The organism is Pseudobutyrivibrio sp. (assembly GCF_017471675.1).
Taxonomy (GTDB): domain Bacteria; phylum Bacillota; class Clostridia; order Lachnospirales; family Lachnospiraceae; genus Pseudobutyrivibrio.
On the sequence record NZ_JAFUSK010000036.1, the window covers coordinates 1 to 17,503 of the forward strand.

Sequence of the window (17,503 nt, forward strand, 5' to 3'; positions counted from 1 at the left end):
CCAAAAGAAATAATTGAAAAACTTTTGCCATGGTCAAAAGAAATCCCAGACGAAATAAAAGCTCCTTCAAACTGCTAATTTAAGCGGTTCGAGGGAGCTTTTTAATATCCTAACACCGTAAGCTGTAACTACGCTTACATGATGGACAGACAATTGTAAATAATTTAGAAAAAGAATCTCCTAGTATTGATACACCAGAGGATGATGATTCACAGGAGGTGATTTCACCTGAAAATCCAAATGAGGGACCTTCAGTGGATGTGCCAAATGAGCCAGAAAATGAACCTGCAGTGGATACACCTGATAATTCTGGGGATTCTCATTCTGATAAAGATTCTAAAGAAAATCAAAATCCTAGTGCAAAAAAAATAATTGAGAAGATAGTTTATGTTGTAAAAAAGATTATTAAGGACGTAGTAAATATTTTATGGAAAATATTTAGGGATTAGTTTATGGAATATGGCAATTTTATAAATGGAGGAAAGGAGTATGAGGTGGTAACACCTCATACTCCGGTTCCTTGGAAAAATTATATTTTTAATGACAATTATTATCTTGAATTGGATCAAACACTTCAAGGAGATGGATACCTTGTAGAAAATTATAATAGAACAAAGTGTGTTGAAGCCTACAGATATTTTTATATTAAAGATGAGAAGAATGGCATGACTTGGAATCCGAACTTTGTTCCACTATGTGTCCAGTTAGATGAATTTTCCTGTGTCCATGGTATGTGGAACACCTGCATTAATTCTTTGAAAAACAAAATCATCTGCAATGTTGAAATATGTGTTACGGATAAAAGATGTGGAGAATTGTGGAAAATTCATTTAAAAAACGAAGATGATGTTGAAAGACAGATTTCCTTTTATTCGGCAGTTGGTCTTTATGACCATGGAGTAATGGGCGGTGTGTGTAAATATGATAGTAAAGAAAAAATAATATATAAATACTCATTTCCTTATCATACATTTTATGAGGATAAAGAAAAGGTAGAAAAGGAAAAGGCTTATTACTATCTAATATCAAATCTAGAATATGAATCCTGCGAATTAAGTAAGAGAAGATTTTTTGGTAGACCTGAGGCTATGTGTCCTATTGGAGTTGAGAATGGGGCGCTAAGTAATATGGATGGAGAAGTAGAAGATTTTTGTGGTGCATTAAAATTTAACTTTTCTTTTGCGCCAGGAGAAAGCAAGGATTTTTATATAGAAGTAGGAGCAGCAAAAAATATAGATGAAATCATTAAATATAAAAAAGATTTCACATATAAAGCAAATGAAAACGTTAGAAAAATAACCAAGGAAAAATGGGAAAATGTGTGTGAAGGATTTAAAATCAATACTCCTGATAAAAACCTGAACACATTTGTAAATTATTGGCTAAAAAAACAAATTATATATTTGGCTACACATAATAGAGGAACCACATATTGTCCCGTTAGAAACCAATTACAGGATGCTATGGGGTTATCGTTTATTGATTATAAGTCGGCAGAAAAGCTGTTATTAGATGTATTAGTTTTACAAAACAGTAATGGATTTCTTCAACAATGGCATGATACCACAGGCGCACATCCCAGAGGTCTTAGTTTATTAAAACATTCTGATGGCCCGGTTTGGCTTGTGATATGTGCTCTTGTAATTGCAAACAATGGAGACACCAAAAAGTTTTTATGTCAAAAAGTGACCTATAATGACGGTGGTAATGCTAGCGTATTGGAACATCTGATTACTGCTGTTAAATATTTGCTTAAAGAGCGTGGAAGCCATGGGTTGTGCCTGATGAAAGATGGTGACTGGAATGACCCTATCAATGCCCCAGGACGAAATGGTAAAGGTGAATCAGTATGGCTTTCAATGGCGCTAGTATATGCAATAAGTAGATTATTACCCTATTTATCAGGTGAAGTGCATATTAAACAAATCTTTATCGAGGAAAGGGAAAAACTAATCCACAGTATAAATGAATACGCCTGGGATGGAAGTCAATATGCCATGGCTATAAATGATGATGGTGATGTGCTTGGAGATAGTAAAGATAGATTGTTTTTAAATACTCAGGCATGGGCAATAATATCAGGTGTGGCCGATGAGGAAAAAATCAAAATAATCAATTCTAGGGTGGAAAAGCTTGAAACTCCATTTGGACCATTGATTCTATATCCACCATTTCGAGAATGGGACGAAAGATGGGGAAGGTTAAGTGTTAAGAAATCTGGCACTACAGAGAATGGTTCTGTATATTGTCATGCTTCTATGTTTTGGGCATATGCGCAAAAATGCTCCAATGATATTAGCGGGTTTTATGAAACTATATGGAGGACCCTCCCAACAAACAAAAATAATCCTCCAGAGAAAAGCCTACAAATCCCTATCTATCTTCCCAATTATTATTATGGGCTGAAAGAATCTAAAAACTTTGGGCGCTCCAGTGCACATATAGGAACAGGTACAGTAGCGTGGCTTATGATGTTACTAGTTGAACATTTAATAGGGTTTAATGTTGATGATAAAGGAATAAAACTTGATACTGTTCTTCCAAAAGAATGGAATGAGGTTTTCTGCAAAAGGATTTACAGGGGCGCAACATATAATATAACCATTAAGCAAGGCGAAGATAGAAGCCTATATGTGGATGACATACTTCAACAAACAGATAGATTACCTTATGAAGAGAACGAAACATACAATGTAGTATATACAACAAAAAATGGGGGACAAAATGGAGAATAATAAACCTAAAATATATATGTCAGATATTCATCTGGAAAATTATACTAAGCAGTATGAAGAAAAGAAAAGCACTGCAGAAACAATGATTTTTGATTATTCAAGACAGAAGGAATCATTGGGTGGAGTTTGGAAATACTCGGTGGACCAGTATGATACCTGTTTGAGGCAAAAATGGTTTTTGGAAAAAACGAAAGATGATAAGGGGAATTCTTTGCCACTAGACTATTCCTTTGATCAGTGGGATGAAATGAGATTACCTTGTTGTTGGAACACTATAGATGAAAAATATTTCTTATATGAAGGTCCTATGGTATTTACCAGAACTTTTTCATATCGGAAAAAATCAAATGAAAGACTTATATTGAAAATAGGAGCTGCCAATTATCTCTGTAGGGTGTTTTTAAACAAGGAATACATGGGAATGCACAGAGGAGGTTCTACCCCAAGCTATTACGATTTGACTGATTATGTGTTGGAAGACAATAGAATCATAATTAGTGTGGATAATACTCGAAGACCTACGCAGGTACCAACAGAGAATACAGACTGGTTTAATTACGGCGGCATTTATAGAGAGATTGAGCTTTTTAGGGTGCCTGAAGTATATATTAAATATTTTAGTGTAGGATTAGCAAAGAACTGTTCATATTCAAAAATTAATGTAAAAGTAAAGATGTCTTGTGCTATTGACTGCGAAGCTGAGTTCACTATAAATGAGTTAAATCTATATGAAAAAATTAAAATTGAAAATGGTGTGGGCGAAGCATTAATAGATGCCAAGCCACAGCTATGGACCACAACTGATCCTAAACTCTTTAAGGTCAAACTAAAATGCGGCGAGGATTGTGTTGAAGATAAAGTTGGATTTAGAGAGATAAGCGTAGAAAATGGCGAGATATTGCTAAATGGCAAATCAATTTTTTTGAAGGGGGTTAGTTGCCATGAGGAAAGCGTTTTAAACGGCAAGGCGCTCACTGATGAGGAAAGACTTGAAAACATTAGGCTTGCTAAAGAATTGGGGTGCAATTTTATGCGTGTTGCTCATTACCCTCATTCAGAGAAAATGGCACGACTAGCCGATGAACAGGGGGTGCTTTTATGGGAAGAGATACCAGTATATTGGGCTGTTCAGTTTGAAAACAAAGATACCTATGCAGATGCTAGAAACCAACTTGAGGAAATGATAATCAGAGACTATAACAGGGCCAGCGTTATAATATGGTCTGTTGGCAATGAAAACGCTGATACAGATGAACGATTAAAGTTTATGAGTGGTTTGGCAAAATCTGCAAGAGAAATTGATTCTACAAGGCTTGTATCTGCAGCTTGCCTGGTCGATAGTGAAAAAAATGTTATTTCCGACAGATTGGCAGATTATTTGGATGTTATAGGCATTAATGAATATTGTGGTTGGTATACACCTGATTTTGAAATGTTACCAAAGCTGCTACAAAATAGTAATCCTGACAAACCAGTTATTATTACAGAGTTCGGTGCCGACGCATTTCCTAAGCATCATGGTACAATCTCAGATAAAGGCTCAGAAGAATGTCAGGCATATGTATATGAATGTCAAATCAATACCCTTAAACAGATTAGTTATATTAAGGGAATGACCCCTTGGATATTGTACGATTTCCGATGTCCAAGAAGAACGCATTATTTGCAAAAATACTATAATCGAAAAGGATTGTTGTCTGAAGATAAACAATATCGAAAGATTGCTTTTGATGTGTTGAAAGAATTTTATGACAATATAGAAGATTAATTATTCAGTCCATCCTCGTGGGGGTGGACTTGTTTTGTTATTTGTATTAAAATGGGAGAGCTAACTGTAGTTAGTATATTTTGAAAATAGATAAGGAGATTAAAATGGCACAGGAAAAAAAGCTGGTAGAAGCGATTACCTCTATGTCTGAGGATTTCGCACAGTGGTATACCGATGTAGTTGTTAAGGCTGATTTGATTGCATATTCATCAGTAAAGGGATGCATGATTATCAAGCCCGATGGTTATGCTATTTGGGAAAACATCCAGCACGAGTTGGACAGAAGATTCAAAGAAACAGGAGTACAGAATGTGTACATGCCGATGTTCATTCCTGAGAGTCTTCTTCAGGTTGAGAAGGATCATGTTGAGGGATTTGCACCAGAGGTAGCTTGGGTTACACATGGTGGTCTTAACCCGCTTCAGGAGCGTCTTTGCGTTCGTCCTACATCTGAGACTCTTTTCTGTGATTTTTATAAGGATATTATCCACTCTCACAGAGATTTACCAAAGGTTTACAACCAGTGGTGCTCAGTAGTTCGTTGGGAGAAGGAGACACGTCCATTCCTTCGTTCACGTGAGTTCTTATGGCAGGAAGGTCACACAGCACATGCTACAGCTGAGGAGGCAGAGGCACGTACAGTTCAGATGCTTAACTTATACGCAGATTTTTGTGAGGAAGTCCTTGCAATGCCTGTAGTTCGTGGACAGAAGACAGATAAGGAGAAGTTTGCAGGTGCTGAGGCTACATATACAATCGAGGCACTTATGCACGATGGTAAGGCTTTACAGTCTGGTACATCACACAACTTTGGACAGAACTTCTCTAAGCCATTTGGTATTCAGTACACAGATAAGAACAATCAGCTTCAGTATGTTCACCAGACATCTTGGGGCATGACTACACGTCTTATCGGTGCTATCATTATGGTACATGGTGATGATTCAGGTCTTGTACTTCCACCACGTATCGCACCTACACAGGTAGTAGTTATTCCTATTCAGCAGAAGAAGGAAGGCGTACTTGAAAAGGCAGGCGAGGTTTGTGAACGCCTTGGTAAGACAATGCGTGCTAAGCTTGATGATTCAGACAAGAGCCCAGGTTGGAAGTTCTCTGAGGCAGAGATGCGTGGTATCCCTGTTCGTGTAGAGCTTGGACCTAAGGATATCGAGGCAGGCAAGTGCGTACTTGTTCGCCGTGATACACGTGAAAAGATTGAGTGCCCACTTGATCAGGTAGAGACAAAGGTAGCTGAGCTCCTTGATACTATCCAGAAGGATATGTTTGAAAGAGCAAAGGCTCACCGTGATAGCCATATCTGGGATGCTCACAACTACGCTGAGTTTACAGAGATTGCTAACAACAAGCCAGGCTTCATTCGTGCTATGTGGTGCGGTGATGTAGCTTGCGAGAACAAGATTAAAGAGGATTTAGCTGTAACTAGCCGTTGTATGCCATTCAATGATCAGGAGCAGATTTCTGACGTATGTGCATGCTGTGGTAAGCCAGCTAAGAAATTAGTATATTGGGGTAAAGCTTATTAATATGAATTTACCAGCAGACGTTTCAAAAATAATAAATATTTTAGAATCTAACGGACACGAAGCCTATGCAGTGGGCGGCTGTGTCCGTGACTGCATTCTAGGGAAAGTTCCACATGATTGGGACATTACAACATCGGCTTTGCCAGAAACGGTAAAGTCTTATTTTGATAGGACTTTTGACACTGGAATAGAGCATGGCACAGTTACGGTGCTGCTTCACGGCGTTGGCTACGAGGTTACCACATACCGTGTGGATGGCAAGTATGAAGATGGTCGCCACCCTAAGGAAGTCACATTTACAGCATCATTAGAGGAAGACCTTAAGAGGCGTGATTTCACTATCAACGCCATGGCTTACAACGACAGTAAGGGGCTTGTGGATTTGTTTGGCGGCAAGGAGGATTTAGAGGCAGGCATCATCCGTGCGGTAGGCAATCCTACAGAGCGTTTCACCGAGGATGCCCTTCGTATGCTGCGTGCTCTTAGATTCTCAGCCCAGCTAGGCTTTGAGATAGAGCCTGAGACCTATAAGGCTATCTGTGAGCTTGCACCTACCCTTGATAGAATCAGTGCTGAGCGAATCCAGGTGGAGATGGTGAAGCTGGTTACATCGAACCATCCCGAAAGGCTTAGAGAGGTCTATAACACAGGGCTTTCAAAGGTGTTCTTCCCTGAGCTTAACGTAATGATGGAATGTGAGCAGAATAACAAGCATCACATGTACACAGTAGGTGAGCATGCCATTAAGGCAATGGAGCTATCCCCAGCGGATAAGGTAATCCGCCTTACTATGATGCTTCACGATGTGGCAAAGCCAGCCTGCAAGACCACTGATGATAAGGGGCAGAACCATTTCAAGCTTCATCCTGTAAAGGGGGCTGAGATGGCCCGTGATGTGCTTAGGCGCCTTAAGTTTGATAATGACACTACAGATAAGGTGTGCAATCTGGTAAAGAACCATGATGACAGGCCTGAAATAAATGAGCGTAACATCCGTAGAATGATTATCAGGGTAGGCAAGGAGAATTTTGAGGATTTGCTGGCTGTTAAGCGTGCAGATACCTTGGCACAGAGTATGTATCATCGGGATGAGAAGCTTGCTTATATTGATGAGCTGGAGCAGATGTATAAGTCTATAATTGCAGCAGGGGATTGCCTTAAGATAAAGGATTTACAGATAAACGGTAAGGATTTAATAGACATGGGAGTCCCACAGGGACAGCGCATCGGGGAGATTTTAAAGGCTGTTTTTGATGAAGTTGTAGATAATCCTAAGCTTAATAATAGAGATTATTTGCTAAATCGAGTTAAAGATATGCTACAATAATGAATATGGAAGGGATTTTTACACACAAAACAATCAATTTAATACTGATAATGACCGTAGGAATGTTGGCTTTTACTGGTTGTGGCAGGCATCCTAACAACGCTACTGTAACAAACCATACTGGCTCTGCTCTAAAGCAGGATTCTGCAAATGTGGAGAATCAGGATGCCACCGCTTCTTCTGAGGAAGAGGAGATAGTAGAGGCGACTCTTTACATCGTTGAGAATCTTAATATGACAGATGAGACCATATCGTTGTATTCAGTGGATGAAGATAAGCAGATTAGGTACAACTACAATATGACCACACGGTTTTTGGATAAGTTTGGCACAAACAGTGTGTGGGCAAGCTTTACAAATGGCACAGTTGTTACAATCGGAGATTTCCTGCCTGCCTCAGGAGCACTTGAATCCGTTCAAAAGAGTGGGGATGTATGGATATTTGACGATATTTCCAAGTATAAGCTAGAACCTGAACGAGGTCTCATTACTATTGATGGCAAGAATTACAAGATTACTGATAAGACCAAGGTCTACTCTGACAATCTTAAGATTCAGGCATCTGATATCGGTGAAGATGACATTATCACTGTTGTAGGTCAGGAAAAGGAAGTTATATCCATTGCAGTTACTACAGGTCATGGGTATTTTAAGCTGACTAATACGTCCTTGTTTGACGGCAGTATGATTTTCATAGGTAAGAAGATAGTATCCACTGTCTATGGGGACGAGCTAATAGAAGTACCAGAAGGAACATATAACATTACGGTTGCTAACAATGGCTGGGGCGGCACTGGGGAATATTCAGTTGCAAGAAATGCCACTACTGTAATTAATTTAGAGGATTTAAAGGGCGAAGGACCATCATTTTGCCTGCTTACATTCCTTGTTACAGTGCCAGACACTTATGTATTCTTGGATGGCAAGCAGGTGGATGTAACGGAGCCTCAGAAAGTCCAGTACGGCTCACATAAGCTGGTGGTTCAGTGCGATGGGTATACATCTTGGAACAAGACTCTGGTGGTTAATTCCGAATCTGCCACTATTACCCTTGAAATGGAAACAGATACGGGGGAAACTACAGAACAATCTGTAACAAACAATACTCAGAATAATGAGCAGGCTGATACGTCAAATACTGCAAATCAGCTTCCTAATCAGACAACAAATCAGACAACAAACCAGGCTACTAATGGGACTACAAACAATTCTGTAAATAGAAATAATTCACCTGAAAAAGAGTCTGCTGGTAGCACTTTAAAAGACAATTACGATTACGAAGTGGATTATTTGTCGACAATTTCAGACCTTATCAGTAATCTTATGAATTAGCTAACTGTGAAAAAGATGTGAACTTCCCGAAAAATCAAGGGTTTGTAAATAGTAATAGTGTTTAAAAATAACGCAAAAAATTTGTAATAATCCATAAAAACCTTATAAAAACGGGATATTTTAGGGTTTTCTTGTTGACATGCAAAGTCAAAACAATTATAAAGAATATTGTAGTTAAGGGATTTTCCCAACTATAAAATTTAAATTAAATTCTCGAGGAGGAATAGTAATGAACAAGACAGAATTAGTAGCAGCTATCGCTAGCAAGGCTAACATTTCTAAGAAGGACGCAGAAGCTTCTGTTAAGGCATTTACAGAGGTTGTTGCTGAAGAGCTTAAGAAGGGGGAGAAGATTCAGCTTGTAGGTTTTGGTACTTTTGAAGTATCTGCAAGAGCAGCTCGTACAGGTAGAAACCCACAGACAGGCGCAGAGATGAAGATTCCTGCATCTAAGGCTCCTAAGTTTAAGGCTGGTAAGGCTCTTAAGGATGCTATCAACTAATAACTTTCTAGATTAGATGATGGTTGGGGTTCGGCATAGCCGAACCCCTTTTTAAAATCCTACGCTGATTACAGCAACAAGCCATTAAATTTCTACGCTCAACAACATGTTTCGCTTAAGAAACTTAAGAGCTTGTTACTTATCAGCTTACATTGTGCAAATACATGAGGTTATATATACGATATGAGACTAGACAAATATCTAAAAGTAAGCCGCTTAATCAAACGTCGCACCGTAGCCAATGAGGCTTGCGACAGCGGTCGAGTACAAATTAATGGAAAAATTGCGAAAGCTTCCACTGATGTTAAGATTGGTGATATAATTGAGATAGCATTTGGTAACAAAAATGTTAAGGTAGAAGTATTAGATATTCAGGAAACTACAAAAAAGGATGCAGCAGCGGAGCTATTCAAGTATGTCTAAAAAGGGAAGAAGAGTTAGAAGAAAGAAAACCTCTACAGGTAGAATATACGTAGCTGTAATCATGCTTTTTATGATAGGGGCTATGACTGTCCAGATGGTTAATCTGTATCGCAAGAATCAGGACTACAAGAAGACAGAAGAGGCTCTTGAAAAGCAGCTTGAATCAGCTAAGCAAAAGCAAGATAAATTAAAGGAAGATGAAGAATACGTCGGTAGCGACGAATACATAGAAAAAGAAGCATCTGAGAAGCTTGGATTAACACATGACAATTGGACCATTTTTAAAGTAAAAGAAAATTAACGAATATATTGAGAAATACAATATGCTTAATAGAGGCGATGGAGTAGTGCTAGGCCTGTCAGGAGGTCCAGATTCCGTATGCCTCTTTTTTGTATTGTTAGCACTTAAATCAGAATACGACCTTACCATAGAAGCAGTGCACATTAATCACATGATTAGAGGCACAGATGCAGACGAAGATGAGGAATATGTTAGAGGGCTTTGTCAGGAATTTGATGTGCCTTTAAAAGTGTTAAGAATCGATATTCCATCACTTGCCAGTGCAAGCGGCAGGTCTATAGAGGAAGAGGCCAGAATCGCCAGATACGAGGCATTTGAGGATGCTGCAAATATGCTGAGGGATAAAGGCTTTAATACTAAGATAGCTGTGGCTCATAATGCCGATGATAATGCTGAGACAGTGCTGTTTCACATGGCTAGAGGCACTGGACTAGACGGTATGTGCGGCATTGTTCCTGTAAGGGGTGGCATTATTAGACCACTTCTTGCAGTCTCTAAGAAAGATATCTTAGAATTCTTGGAATCTAATGAAATAGCCTATTGCATCGATGCCACTAACAATCAGGTGGATTATGATAGAAACAGAATCAGGCATAATATAATGCCTGAGCTTAATCTTATAAACGATAAGGCCTTAGAGCACATATTTGATATGACAGAAAGGCTATCCCAGGTGGCAGATTACATATCCTTCGAGGCTAAGGGACTGCTACAGATGGCTAAGCAAGAGGATGGGTCTCTTAGAAAACGGGCCATATCTACAGCCCCTAGGGTAATTGCAAGCCAGGCAATAAAGGAATATTTAAGCGGCTTTATGCCTTATCAGAAGGATGTTTCAGCAGTCCATATTGATTCAATATTAGATTTGCTTAATGAGGACGGGGAGCGTCAGGTTCAGCTTCCATACAAGAAAACCCTCATAATATCTTACGAAAAGCTGTATGTGATTGATAAAGAAGAATCAGAGGCAAAAAAAGTTAATCCTAGGTTTGAATATAGGGAATTTGCCTATGAAAAAGCCATGAATTACCCTAAAGAAACCTATACGAAATGGTTTGATTGTGATAGAATAATGGCTAATGTTGTAATAAGAACCAGAGCTGAAGGGGATTATCTTGTCATCGATTCTGAAGGTAATCGCAAGTCAATTCAAGATTATTTTGTTGACGAGAAAATTCCAAGGCACATGCGTGATACAGTACCTCTAGTGTGCGATGGCAATCATGTTATGTGGGTAGTAGGCCACAGGGTTAGCGAATATTACAAGATTTCTACAAATACCACTCGAGTATTAGAGATAAGTTACACGGAGGAAGAACAAAATGAGTGAGAACATCAGAGTTCTGTTACCAGAGGATGAATTAGCTGAAAGAATAGCAGAACTAGGAGCACAGATTAGCAAGGACTATGAGGGTGAATCAGTATTTTTAGTATGTATATTAAAGGGCGCAGCCTTCTTCGCATGTGAGCTTGCAAAGCGTATCACAGTCCCTGTTACTATTGATTTTATGGCTACATCCAGCTATGAAGGCGGCACAGTATCTTCAGGTGTAGTTAAGATTAAGAAAGAGTTAGACCTAGACCCAACTGGACAGAATGTCATCATAGTTGAGGATATTATAGATAGTGGTAACACACTTAATTTCCTTGGACAGTATTTCAAGGACCGCGGGGCTAAATCAGTTCGCATGGTTACAATGCTTGATAAGCCAGACCGCAGAGAGGTAGATGTACACGTAGATTACACAGGCTTCACTATTCCAGATCAGTTTGTGGTTGGATATGGACTTGATTATGACCAGAAGTATCGCAATCTTCCATATATCGGAGTGGTTGAATTAGACTAGGAGGAAAAATTGAAGAAAACTAGAGCTTCAGGAATGATTATCTATGCCATTTTTGTAGTGGTGATACTTGGGATTTTGTATACAAGTATGGGCAAAGCAACAGCTACATACACAATGGCGCAGTTTAAAAGAGCAATCAAGCATGATGAGGTGACTTCTGTTAACATCGTACAGAATGAGCAGGTACCTACTGGTGCAGCAAATATCAAGCTTTCTGATGGCACAACAGTTAAGCTTTACGTTTCAGATGTAAACGAAGTGGAAAGCTTACTTGAAAAAGCTAGGATTACCTACACACTTTCAGATGTTCCTCATGACAGCTGGATTTCCGATTTGCTGCCAATGCTTGTAGTGCTTGGCGCAGTGTTCATATTGTTTATGATGCTGATGAATGCCCAAAGCGCAGGTGGCGGTGGCGGAGCAAATGCCAGAATGATGAATTTCGGCAAGAGCCGCGCCAAGATGACTTCCAAGGAAGATATTAATACCACATTTGATGATGTGGCAGGCCTTAAGGAAGAAAAGGAAGAAGTGGAAGAGCTTGTTGATTTCCTTAAAGACCCGGCTAAGTACACACGCCTTGGTGCACGTATTCCTAAGGGTGTTATTCTTGTAGGCCCTCCAGGAACAGGTAAGACTCTTCTTGCCAAGGCTATTGCAGGCGAGGCAGGAGTTCCATTCTTCTCTATTTCAGGCTCTGATTTCGTAGAGATGTTTGTTGGTGTAGGTGCCAGCCGTGTTCGCGATTTGTTTGAAGAGGCTAAGCAGAATGCCCCATGTATCGTATTTATTGATGAGATAGATGCAGTTGCCCGCAGAAGAGGTACTGGTATGGGCGGCGGCCACGATGAGCGTGAGCAGACACTTAATCAGCTTCTTGTAGAGATGGATGGATTTGGTGTAAACGAAGGCATTATCGTAATGGCAGCCACTAACCGTGTTGATATATTAGATCAGGCTATCATGCGTCCGGGACGTTTCGATAGAAAGGTTTACGTAGGTCGTCCTGATGTTAAGGGACGTGAAGAAATCCTTAAGGTACACGCTGCTAACAAGGCTTTGGCTGAGGATGTTGACCTTAAGCAGGTGGCTCAGTCTACTGTAGGCTTTACAGGAGCGGATCTTGAGAACCTCCTTAACGAGGCAGCAATCCTTGCAGCAGGTGAGGATAGAGCCTACATCCTACAGGAGGATATTAAGAAATCCTTCATCAAGGTAGGAATCGGTAAGGAAAAGAAGAGCAGGGTGGTTTCTGACAAGGAAAAGAAAATCACTGCTTATCACGAGGCAGGACATGCAATCCTTTTCCATGTGTTGCCTGATGTTGGACCGGTATATACAGTTTCAATTATTCCTACAGGCGCCAGCGCCGCAGGATATACCATGCCAATAGATGAAAATGATGATATGTTTAATACTAAGGGCAAGATGACCCAGAATATCATTGTTTCACTAGGCGGCAGGGTTGCAGAGGAGCTTATATTTGATGATGTGACCACAGGTGCATCAAACGATATTAAGCAGGCTACTCAGATGGCTAAGAATATGGTTACTAAATATGGATTTTCTAAGGCAATCGGCATGGTTCACTATGGCGATGACGACGAGGAAGTATTTATAGGTCGTGACCTTGCCCATACAAAGGGCTTTTCCGATGCTACAGCGAAGGCCATCGATGATGAAGTTAAGAAGATTATCGATGAATGTTATGAAAAAGCTGTGAAAATTCTAAAAGATAATGAACAGATTTTGCATAAATGTGCTAATCTATTAATAGAGAATGAAAGAATTGGTAGAGAGGAGTTCGAAGCATTATTTGATGCTGAGAACTAGCTTAAAATCGCTGTATAAGGAATGAATGGGGAGTGTTTAGTGCAATATGTACAAAAACATTTATGATGATTTGTTATATTTGTGCACACTTAAGTGTTGCACGGCCATATAATAAACATCGTAAAAACCCCCCAATACATTATATAATTTTTACTAACCCCATAGTAAAAATACCTTCTCCTAAAAAGACAGCGATCGTAGCTGTCTTTTTTACTATCTAAAAATATTCGAGGGGAGCTCGTTATGAATATCCAAGCAATTTACTCAGATGGAACAGCAGAATATAGACACCCTATGGAGCCGGAGCCTTATGATTTAGTAACAATAAGGCTAAGAGTCTACCATCAGGAGGAATTAGATGCCTTTCTTGTATCTAAGCAGCTAGAATCTGCCAAGAAGATGCATTTAGAGCGTACACGTGGCGAGTTCGATTATTATTCTTGCGATGTGAAGCTGCAGGATAAGGAATTTAGATATCATTTTGAAATCGTTGGTGATTATGGCATCTATTATTACGATAGAGTGGGATTGTGGCGCGACCTGCGAGAGCATTATGATTTTTCTATAATGCCTGGTTTTTCCACACCAGCATGGGCAAAAGGTGCAGTTATGTACCAAATCCTTGTGGATAGATTCTGCAATGGTGATAAGAGCAACGATGTGGAAACCAATGAATATCATTATGTGGGCGCACCTGTTCAAAGGGTAACTGACTGGGATAGCATTCCCGCAAATCTTGATATAGGTAGATTTTACGGTGGAGACTTAGAGGGCGTTAGACAAAAGCTACATTACCTTAAGAGCTTAGGTGTAGAGGTGATTTATTTTAACCCCCTATTTGTTTCTCCGTCTAATCATAAATACGATACTTCTGATTATGACCACATCGACCCTCATTTCACTGTTATTAAAAATGATGGTGGAGAGTGTCTGAAGGATGGGGATTATGATAATACCCATGCCACTAAATATAAGCTGAGAGTCACTAACAAAGAGAACCTGGATGCAAGTAACCAGTTCTTTGCAGATTTTGTAAATGAGGCTCACGATAAGGGAATTAGAATCATTATTGATGGTGTATTTAACCATTGTGGTTCATTTAATAAATGGCTAAATAGGGAAAAGATTTATTCTAAGGAAGAGGGCTATGCACCTGGAGCTTACGAAAGCAAGGACAGTCCTTACCATGATTTCTTTGGATTTTTTGAAGACAGCTGGCCTGATAATAAATCATATGATGGCTGGTGGAGCCATGATACATTGCCTAAGCTTAACTACGAGGCATCTGAGAAGCTATATAAATACATAATGGATATTGGCAAAAAGTGGGTTAGTCCACCATACAATTGTGACGGCTGGAGACTTGATGTTGCTGCGGATTTAGGACACTCAGAGGAATTTAACCATAAATTCTGGCGCGATTTCAGGGATGCAGTAAAATCTGCAAATCCTAATGCTATTATTCTTGCGGAGCATTATGGAAACCCTAGTGCGTGGCTTGCTGGAGACCAGTGGGATACTATCATGAATTATGATGCCTTTATGGAACCACTTACATTCTTCCTGACAGGTATGGAGAAGCATTCTGACGAATTCCAGCCTAGTGCAATAGGGGATGGTGAGCGATTTAAGAATACCATGCTACATTTTATGGCTCGTCTTAAGACACCATCATTGTATTGTTCCATGAATCAGCTTTCTAACCACGACCATTCCAGATTTTTGACCCGTACTAATCATGTGGTGGGGCGTCTTGCTACTAAGGGCGCCAGAGCCGCTGAGGACGGCGTTAGCGTGCCTATAATGAAGCTGGCAGAGATGGTTCAGATGACCTGGCCGGGAGCTCCTACCCTGTATTACGGAGATGAGGCAGGTGTATGTGGATTCACTGACCCAGATAGCAGACGTACTTTCCCTTGGGGTAATTGCGATTACAATCTTATCGATTACACCAGGGATATGATAATGGTTCATAAGCATAGCAAGGCTATTAAGGAAGGCTCATTTAGATTTCTTAATTGTGGACAGGGATTTATCAGCTATGCCCGCTTTACATCTAACGAGCAGGTAATTGTGGTGATAAATTCCAATACAAATGCTATCACTGTGGATATCCCAGTATGGATAGCTGGGGTTCCTATGAATTGCAATTTGGAGCGTGCGATTTTGACCAATGAGGTTGGTTATTCAATAATGCCTACCGATATAAAAGTTGAGGGAGGAAATCTCCATGTGGAGCTGACTCCTTTATCCGGCATTGTGTACAAAAGATGAGCCTGATATTGTAATTTACAAGCTATGCCGTATTTAGTATAATCAAGGTAGGTTCAGGTATTGATACACAATATATAGTTGTTAATGATTGGCCTAACCCAAGTTATTGAGTTTTACGGGAGAGTTATTATGGCAAAGGATCTCACATGTCAAAGCAACATCGACATGCAATCACTTGAGGACCGACATAAAGAGCTAGAAAAAGCATGGAACGATTTGCTAATGGAAAGAAGAGAGTATGAAGCGCGTATTCACGCCCTCGAACAGCAAGAAAAGCAGTTTCAACTAAAATGGGATTTGTTGATTAGTGAAACACAGAAGCTTGCTGAAGACAAGAAGCAATTCGAAAGAAAGAAAAAGTTCTATGAGCACGTACAATCAAGCTACATAGAACCATACCAGGAGCAGGATAACATCGTCCACGGAGAGATGTTCTTTTCTGGTGTTTCTGATAAGAAAGCGCTTAAAAAGCGCTATAAGGATTTAATTAAAATCTATCATCCAGACGGCGAATCTGGCGACACCGCCACCGTCGCCGAAATAAACCGCGAATACGAAGACTTGAAAGAGTCAATGAATTAAAAAAGCCTTCCCCTTGAGGGGAAGGTGGTCCGAAGGACCGGATGAGGTGTATCACTCCACAACTTTTCGCATATCCTCAGGCAATGGAGCCACAAACTCCATTGCCTGTTTTGTTATGGGATGCCTAAATTCAATCCTCCGCGAATGCAACGCCTGTCTATCCATCCACTCAAAATCAGGATTATACAAATAATCCCCAATCAGCGGATGTCCAATATACTTAAAGTGCACCCTAATCTGATGAGTGCGCCCTGTTTCCAAATGTATGGAAACAAGACTATGCCCATTCATTTCCTCTACAACCTTATAGTGGGTAACGGCACGCTCACCGTTTTCAAAATCAACCTGTCTGGTAATAATAGATTCTCCAACACGCCCAATAGGCGCATCTATAGTACCTTCCTTTTGTTCTAAGGTACCTCTTACAATAGCGTAGTATTCCCTGTGAAACTGTCTATTTTTAACAGCTGTAGAAATAATATTGGCACTAACCAAATGCTTGGCTATAACAGTAAGGCCTGAAGTATTCTTATCTAATCTGTTGGCACAACGGAAAATAAAAGGCTTACCTTGGGACTCATAATAATAGGCCAGGCCATTAGCCAGTGAATCCTCGTAATGATTAAGACTAGGATGTATTGGCAGCCCCGCAGGCTTATTTATTACAATAATATCCTCATCCTCATATACAATATCCAAATCCATCTTCACAGGTGGAATCTTTTCAGAAGAATCCTCTTCAGATATGTTCACAGTCAACACTTCCCCAGCTGCAAGCTTTCGATTCATATGCACCCACTCACCCTCGATAACCACATTATTTGGCATCTTTTTGATAGCAGTGATATTTGCGGAAGAATAGCCTTGCGCCTTTAAATATTTATCTATCTGAAATCCATCATATTCATTTTCAATTGTATAAATCAATTCCCTATTCATACCTATGATTCTATTGTGTAGCTAATTTTTAGTCAATAATTAAGAATAATCAAAAGGACCAGCGGATCATTTTCCGTTGGTCCTTTCTAGAAGGAGA

General features: G+C 39.8%; 15 protein-coding genes. 14 read left to right on the forward strand and 1 reads right to left on the reverse strand.

Going from position 1 to position 17,503, the window contains the following annotated elements; translation table 11 throughout:
• The first annotated feature begins 218 nt into the window (after positions 1-218).
• The 14 genes from IJ535_RS06145 to IJ535_RS06210 all read left to right on the forward strand — a co-directional run bounded on the left by IJ535_RS06145 (position 219) and on the right by IJ535_RS06210 (position 16,467).
• Positions 219-449, forward strand: coding sequence for a hypothetical protein (locus IJ535_RS06145; RefSeq protein WP_294300181.1), 231 nt, complete (start codon positions 219-221; stop codon positions 447-449).
• A gap of 3 nt (positions 450-452) precedes the next feature.
• A complete protein-coding gene (locus tag IJ535_RS06150) occupies positions 453-2,735 on the forward strand; it encodes a GH36-type glycosyl hydrolase domain-containing protein (RefSeq protein WP_294300184.1) in 2,283 nt (760 codons plus the stop codon).
• Positions 2,725-4,503 (forward strand): glycoside hydrolase family 2 protein, encoded by a 1,779-nt coding sequence (locus IJ535_RS06155; RefSeq protein ID WP_294300187.1) that lies wholly within the window; start codon positions 2,725-2,727, stop codon positions 4,501-4,503. Before IJ535_RS06150 ends, IJ535_RS06155 begins: the two co-directional genes overlap by 11 nt.
• 104 nt (positions 4,504-4,607) lie before the next feature.
• On the forward strand, positions 4,608-6,047 hold the full coding sequence (proS, locus tag IJ535_RS06160) for a proline--tRNA ligase (RefSeq protein WP_294300190.1): 1,440 nt from the start codon (positions 4,608-4,610) through the stop codon (positions 6,045-6,047).
• A complete protein-coding gene (locus IJ535_RS06165; RefSeq protein WP_442961380.1) occupies positions 6,043-7,374 on the forward strand; it encodes a CCA tRNA nucleotidyltransferase in 1,332 nt (443 codons plus the stop codon). Before proS ends, IJ535_RS06165 begins: the two co-directional genes overlap by 5 nt.
• Positions 7,375-7,424: 50 nt before the next feature.
• Positions 7,425-8,705, forward strand: coding sequence for a hypothetical protein (locus IJ535_RS06170; protein ID WP_294300195.1), 1,281 nt, complete (start codon positions 7,425-7,427; stop codon positions 8,703-8,705).
• A gap of 229 nt (positions 8,706-8,934) precedes the next feature.
• Positions 8,935-9,207 carry an HU family DNA-binding protein gene (locus tag IJ535_RS06175; RefSeq protein ID WP_294294777.1) on the forward strand — a complete coding sequence of 91 codons (273 nt, stop codon included), beginning with the start codon at positions 8,935-8,937 and terminating at the stop codon, positions 9,205-9,207.
• A gap of 183 nt (positions 9,208-9,390) precedes the next feature.
• Positions 9,391-9,630 (forward strand): RNA-binding S4 domain-containing protein, encoded by a 240-nt coding sequence (locus tag IJ535_RS06180; RefSeq protein WP_294294774.1) that lies wholly within the window; start codon positions 9,391-9,393, stop codon positions 9,628-9,630.
• Positions 9,623-9,931, forward strand: a complete 309-nt coding sequence (locus IJ535_RS06185) for an FtsB family cell division protein (RefSeq protein WP_294300197.1) — start codon at positions 9,623-9,625, stop codon at positions 9,929-9,931. The genes IJ535_RS06180 and IJ535_RS06185 overlap by 8 nt, the downstream gene beginning before the upstream one ends.
• Positions 9,932-9,953: 22 nt before the next feature.
• Positions 9,954-11,261: a tRNA lysidine(34) synthetase TilS gene (gene tilS, locus IJ535_RS06190; RefSeq protein WP_294300200.1), complete on the forward strand. Its 1,308-nt coding sequence runs from the start codon at positions 9,954-9,956 to the stop codon at positions 11,259-11,261.
• Positions 11,254-11,778 carry a hypoxanthine phosphoribosyltransferase gene (gene hpt, locus IJ535_RS06195; RefSeq protein ID WP_294294764.1) on the forward strand — a complete coding sequence of 175 codons (525 nt, stop codon included), beginning with the start codon at positions 11,254-11,256 and terminating at the stop codon, positions 11,776-11,778. Before tilS ends, hpt begins: the two co-directional genes overlap by 8 nt.
• 33 nt (positions 11,779-11,811) lie before the next feature.
• Positions 11,812-13,611, forward strand: a complete 1,800-nt coding sequence (gene ftsH / locus IJ535_RS06200; protein ID WP_294300240.1) for an ATP-dependent zinc metalloprotease FtsH — start codon at positions 11,812-11,814, stop codon at positions 13,609-13,611.
• A 243-nt stretch (positions 13,612-13,854) separates the two neighbouring features.
• A complete protein-coding gene (locus IJ535_RS06205) occupies positions 13,855-15,885 on the forward strand; it encodes a glycoside hydrolase family 13 protein (protein WP_294300203.1) in 2,031 nt (676 codons plus the stop codon).
• A gap of 129 nt (positions 15,886-16,014) precedes the next feature.
• On the forward strand, positions 16,015-16,467 hold the full coding sequence (locus tag IJ535_RS06210; protein WP_294300206.1) for a molecular chaperone DnaJ: 453 nt from the start codon (positions 16,015-16,017) through the stop codon (positions 16,465-16,467).
• A 51-nt stretch (positions 16,468-16,518) separates the two neighbouring features.
• On the opposite strand, the gene IJ535_RS06215 is transcribed toward IJ535_RS06210, so the two are convergent.
• Positions 16,519-17,406 carry an RluA family pseudouridine synthase gene (locus IJ535_RS06215; protein WP_294300209.1) on the reverse strand — a complete coding sequence of 296 codons (888 nt, stop codon included), beginning with the start codon at positions 17,404-17,406 and terminating at the stop codon, positions 16,519-16,521.
• Positions 17,407-17,503: the final 97 nt, after the last annotated feature.

Bases quoted from the DNA above. Each gene is read 5' to 3' on its own strand.
- IJ535_RS06150 (WP_294300184.1), top strand. From the start codon at position 453: ATGGAATATGGCAATTTTATAAATGGAGGAAAGGAGTATGAGGTGGTA.
- IJ535_RS06155 (WP_294300187.1), top strand. From the start codon at position 2,725: ATGGAGAATAATAAACCTAAAATATATATGTCAGATATTCATCTGGAA.
- proS (WP_294300190.1), top strand. From the start codon at position 4,608: ATGGCACAGGAAAAAAAGCTGGTAGAAGCGATTACCTCTATGTCTGAG.
- IJ535_RS06170 (WP_294300195.1), top strand. From the start codon at position 7,425: ATGACCGTAGGAATGTTGGCTTTTACTGGTTGTGGCAGGCATCCTAAC.
- IJ535_RS06175 (WP_294294777.1), top strand. From the start codon at position 8,935: ATGAACAAGACAGAATTAGTAGCAGCTATCGCTAGCAAGGCTAACATT.
- IJ535_RS06180 (WP_294294774.1), top strand. From the start codon at position 9,391: ATGAGACTAGACAAATATCTAAAAGTAAGCCGCTTAATCAAACGTCGC.
- IJ535_RS06185 (WP_294300197.1), top strand. From the start codon at position 9,623: ATGTCTAAAAAGGGAAGAAGAGTTAGAAGAAAGAAAACCTCTACAGGT.
- tilS (WP_294300200.1), top strand. From the start codon at position 9,954: ATGCTTAATAGAGGCGATGGAGTAGTGCTAGGCCTGTCAGGAGGTCCA.
- hpt (WP_294294764.1), top strand. From the start codon at position 11,254: ATGAGTGAGAACATCAGAGTTCTGTTACCAGAGGATGAATTAGCTGAA.
- ftsH (WP_294300240.1), top strand. From the start codon at position 11,812: ATGATTATCTATGCCATTTTTGTAGTGGTGATACTTGGGATTTTGTAT.
- IJ535_RS06205 (WP_294300203.1), top strand. From the start codon at position 13,855: ATGAATATCCAAGCAATTTACTCAGATGGAACAGCAGAATATAGACAC.
- IJ535_RS06210 (WP_294300206.1), top strand. From the start codon at position 16,015: ATGGCAAAGGATCTCACATGTCAAAGCAACATCGACATGCAATCACTT.
- IJ535_RS06215 (WP_294300209.1), bottom strand. From the start codon at position 17,406: ATGAATAGGGAATTGATTTATACAATTGAAAATGAATATGATGGATTT.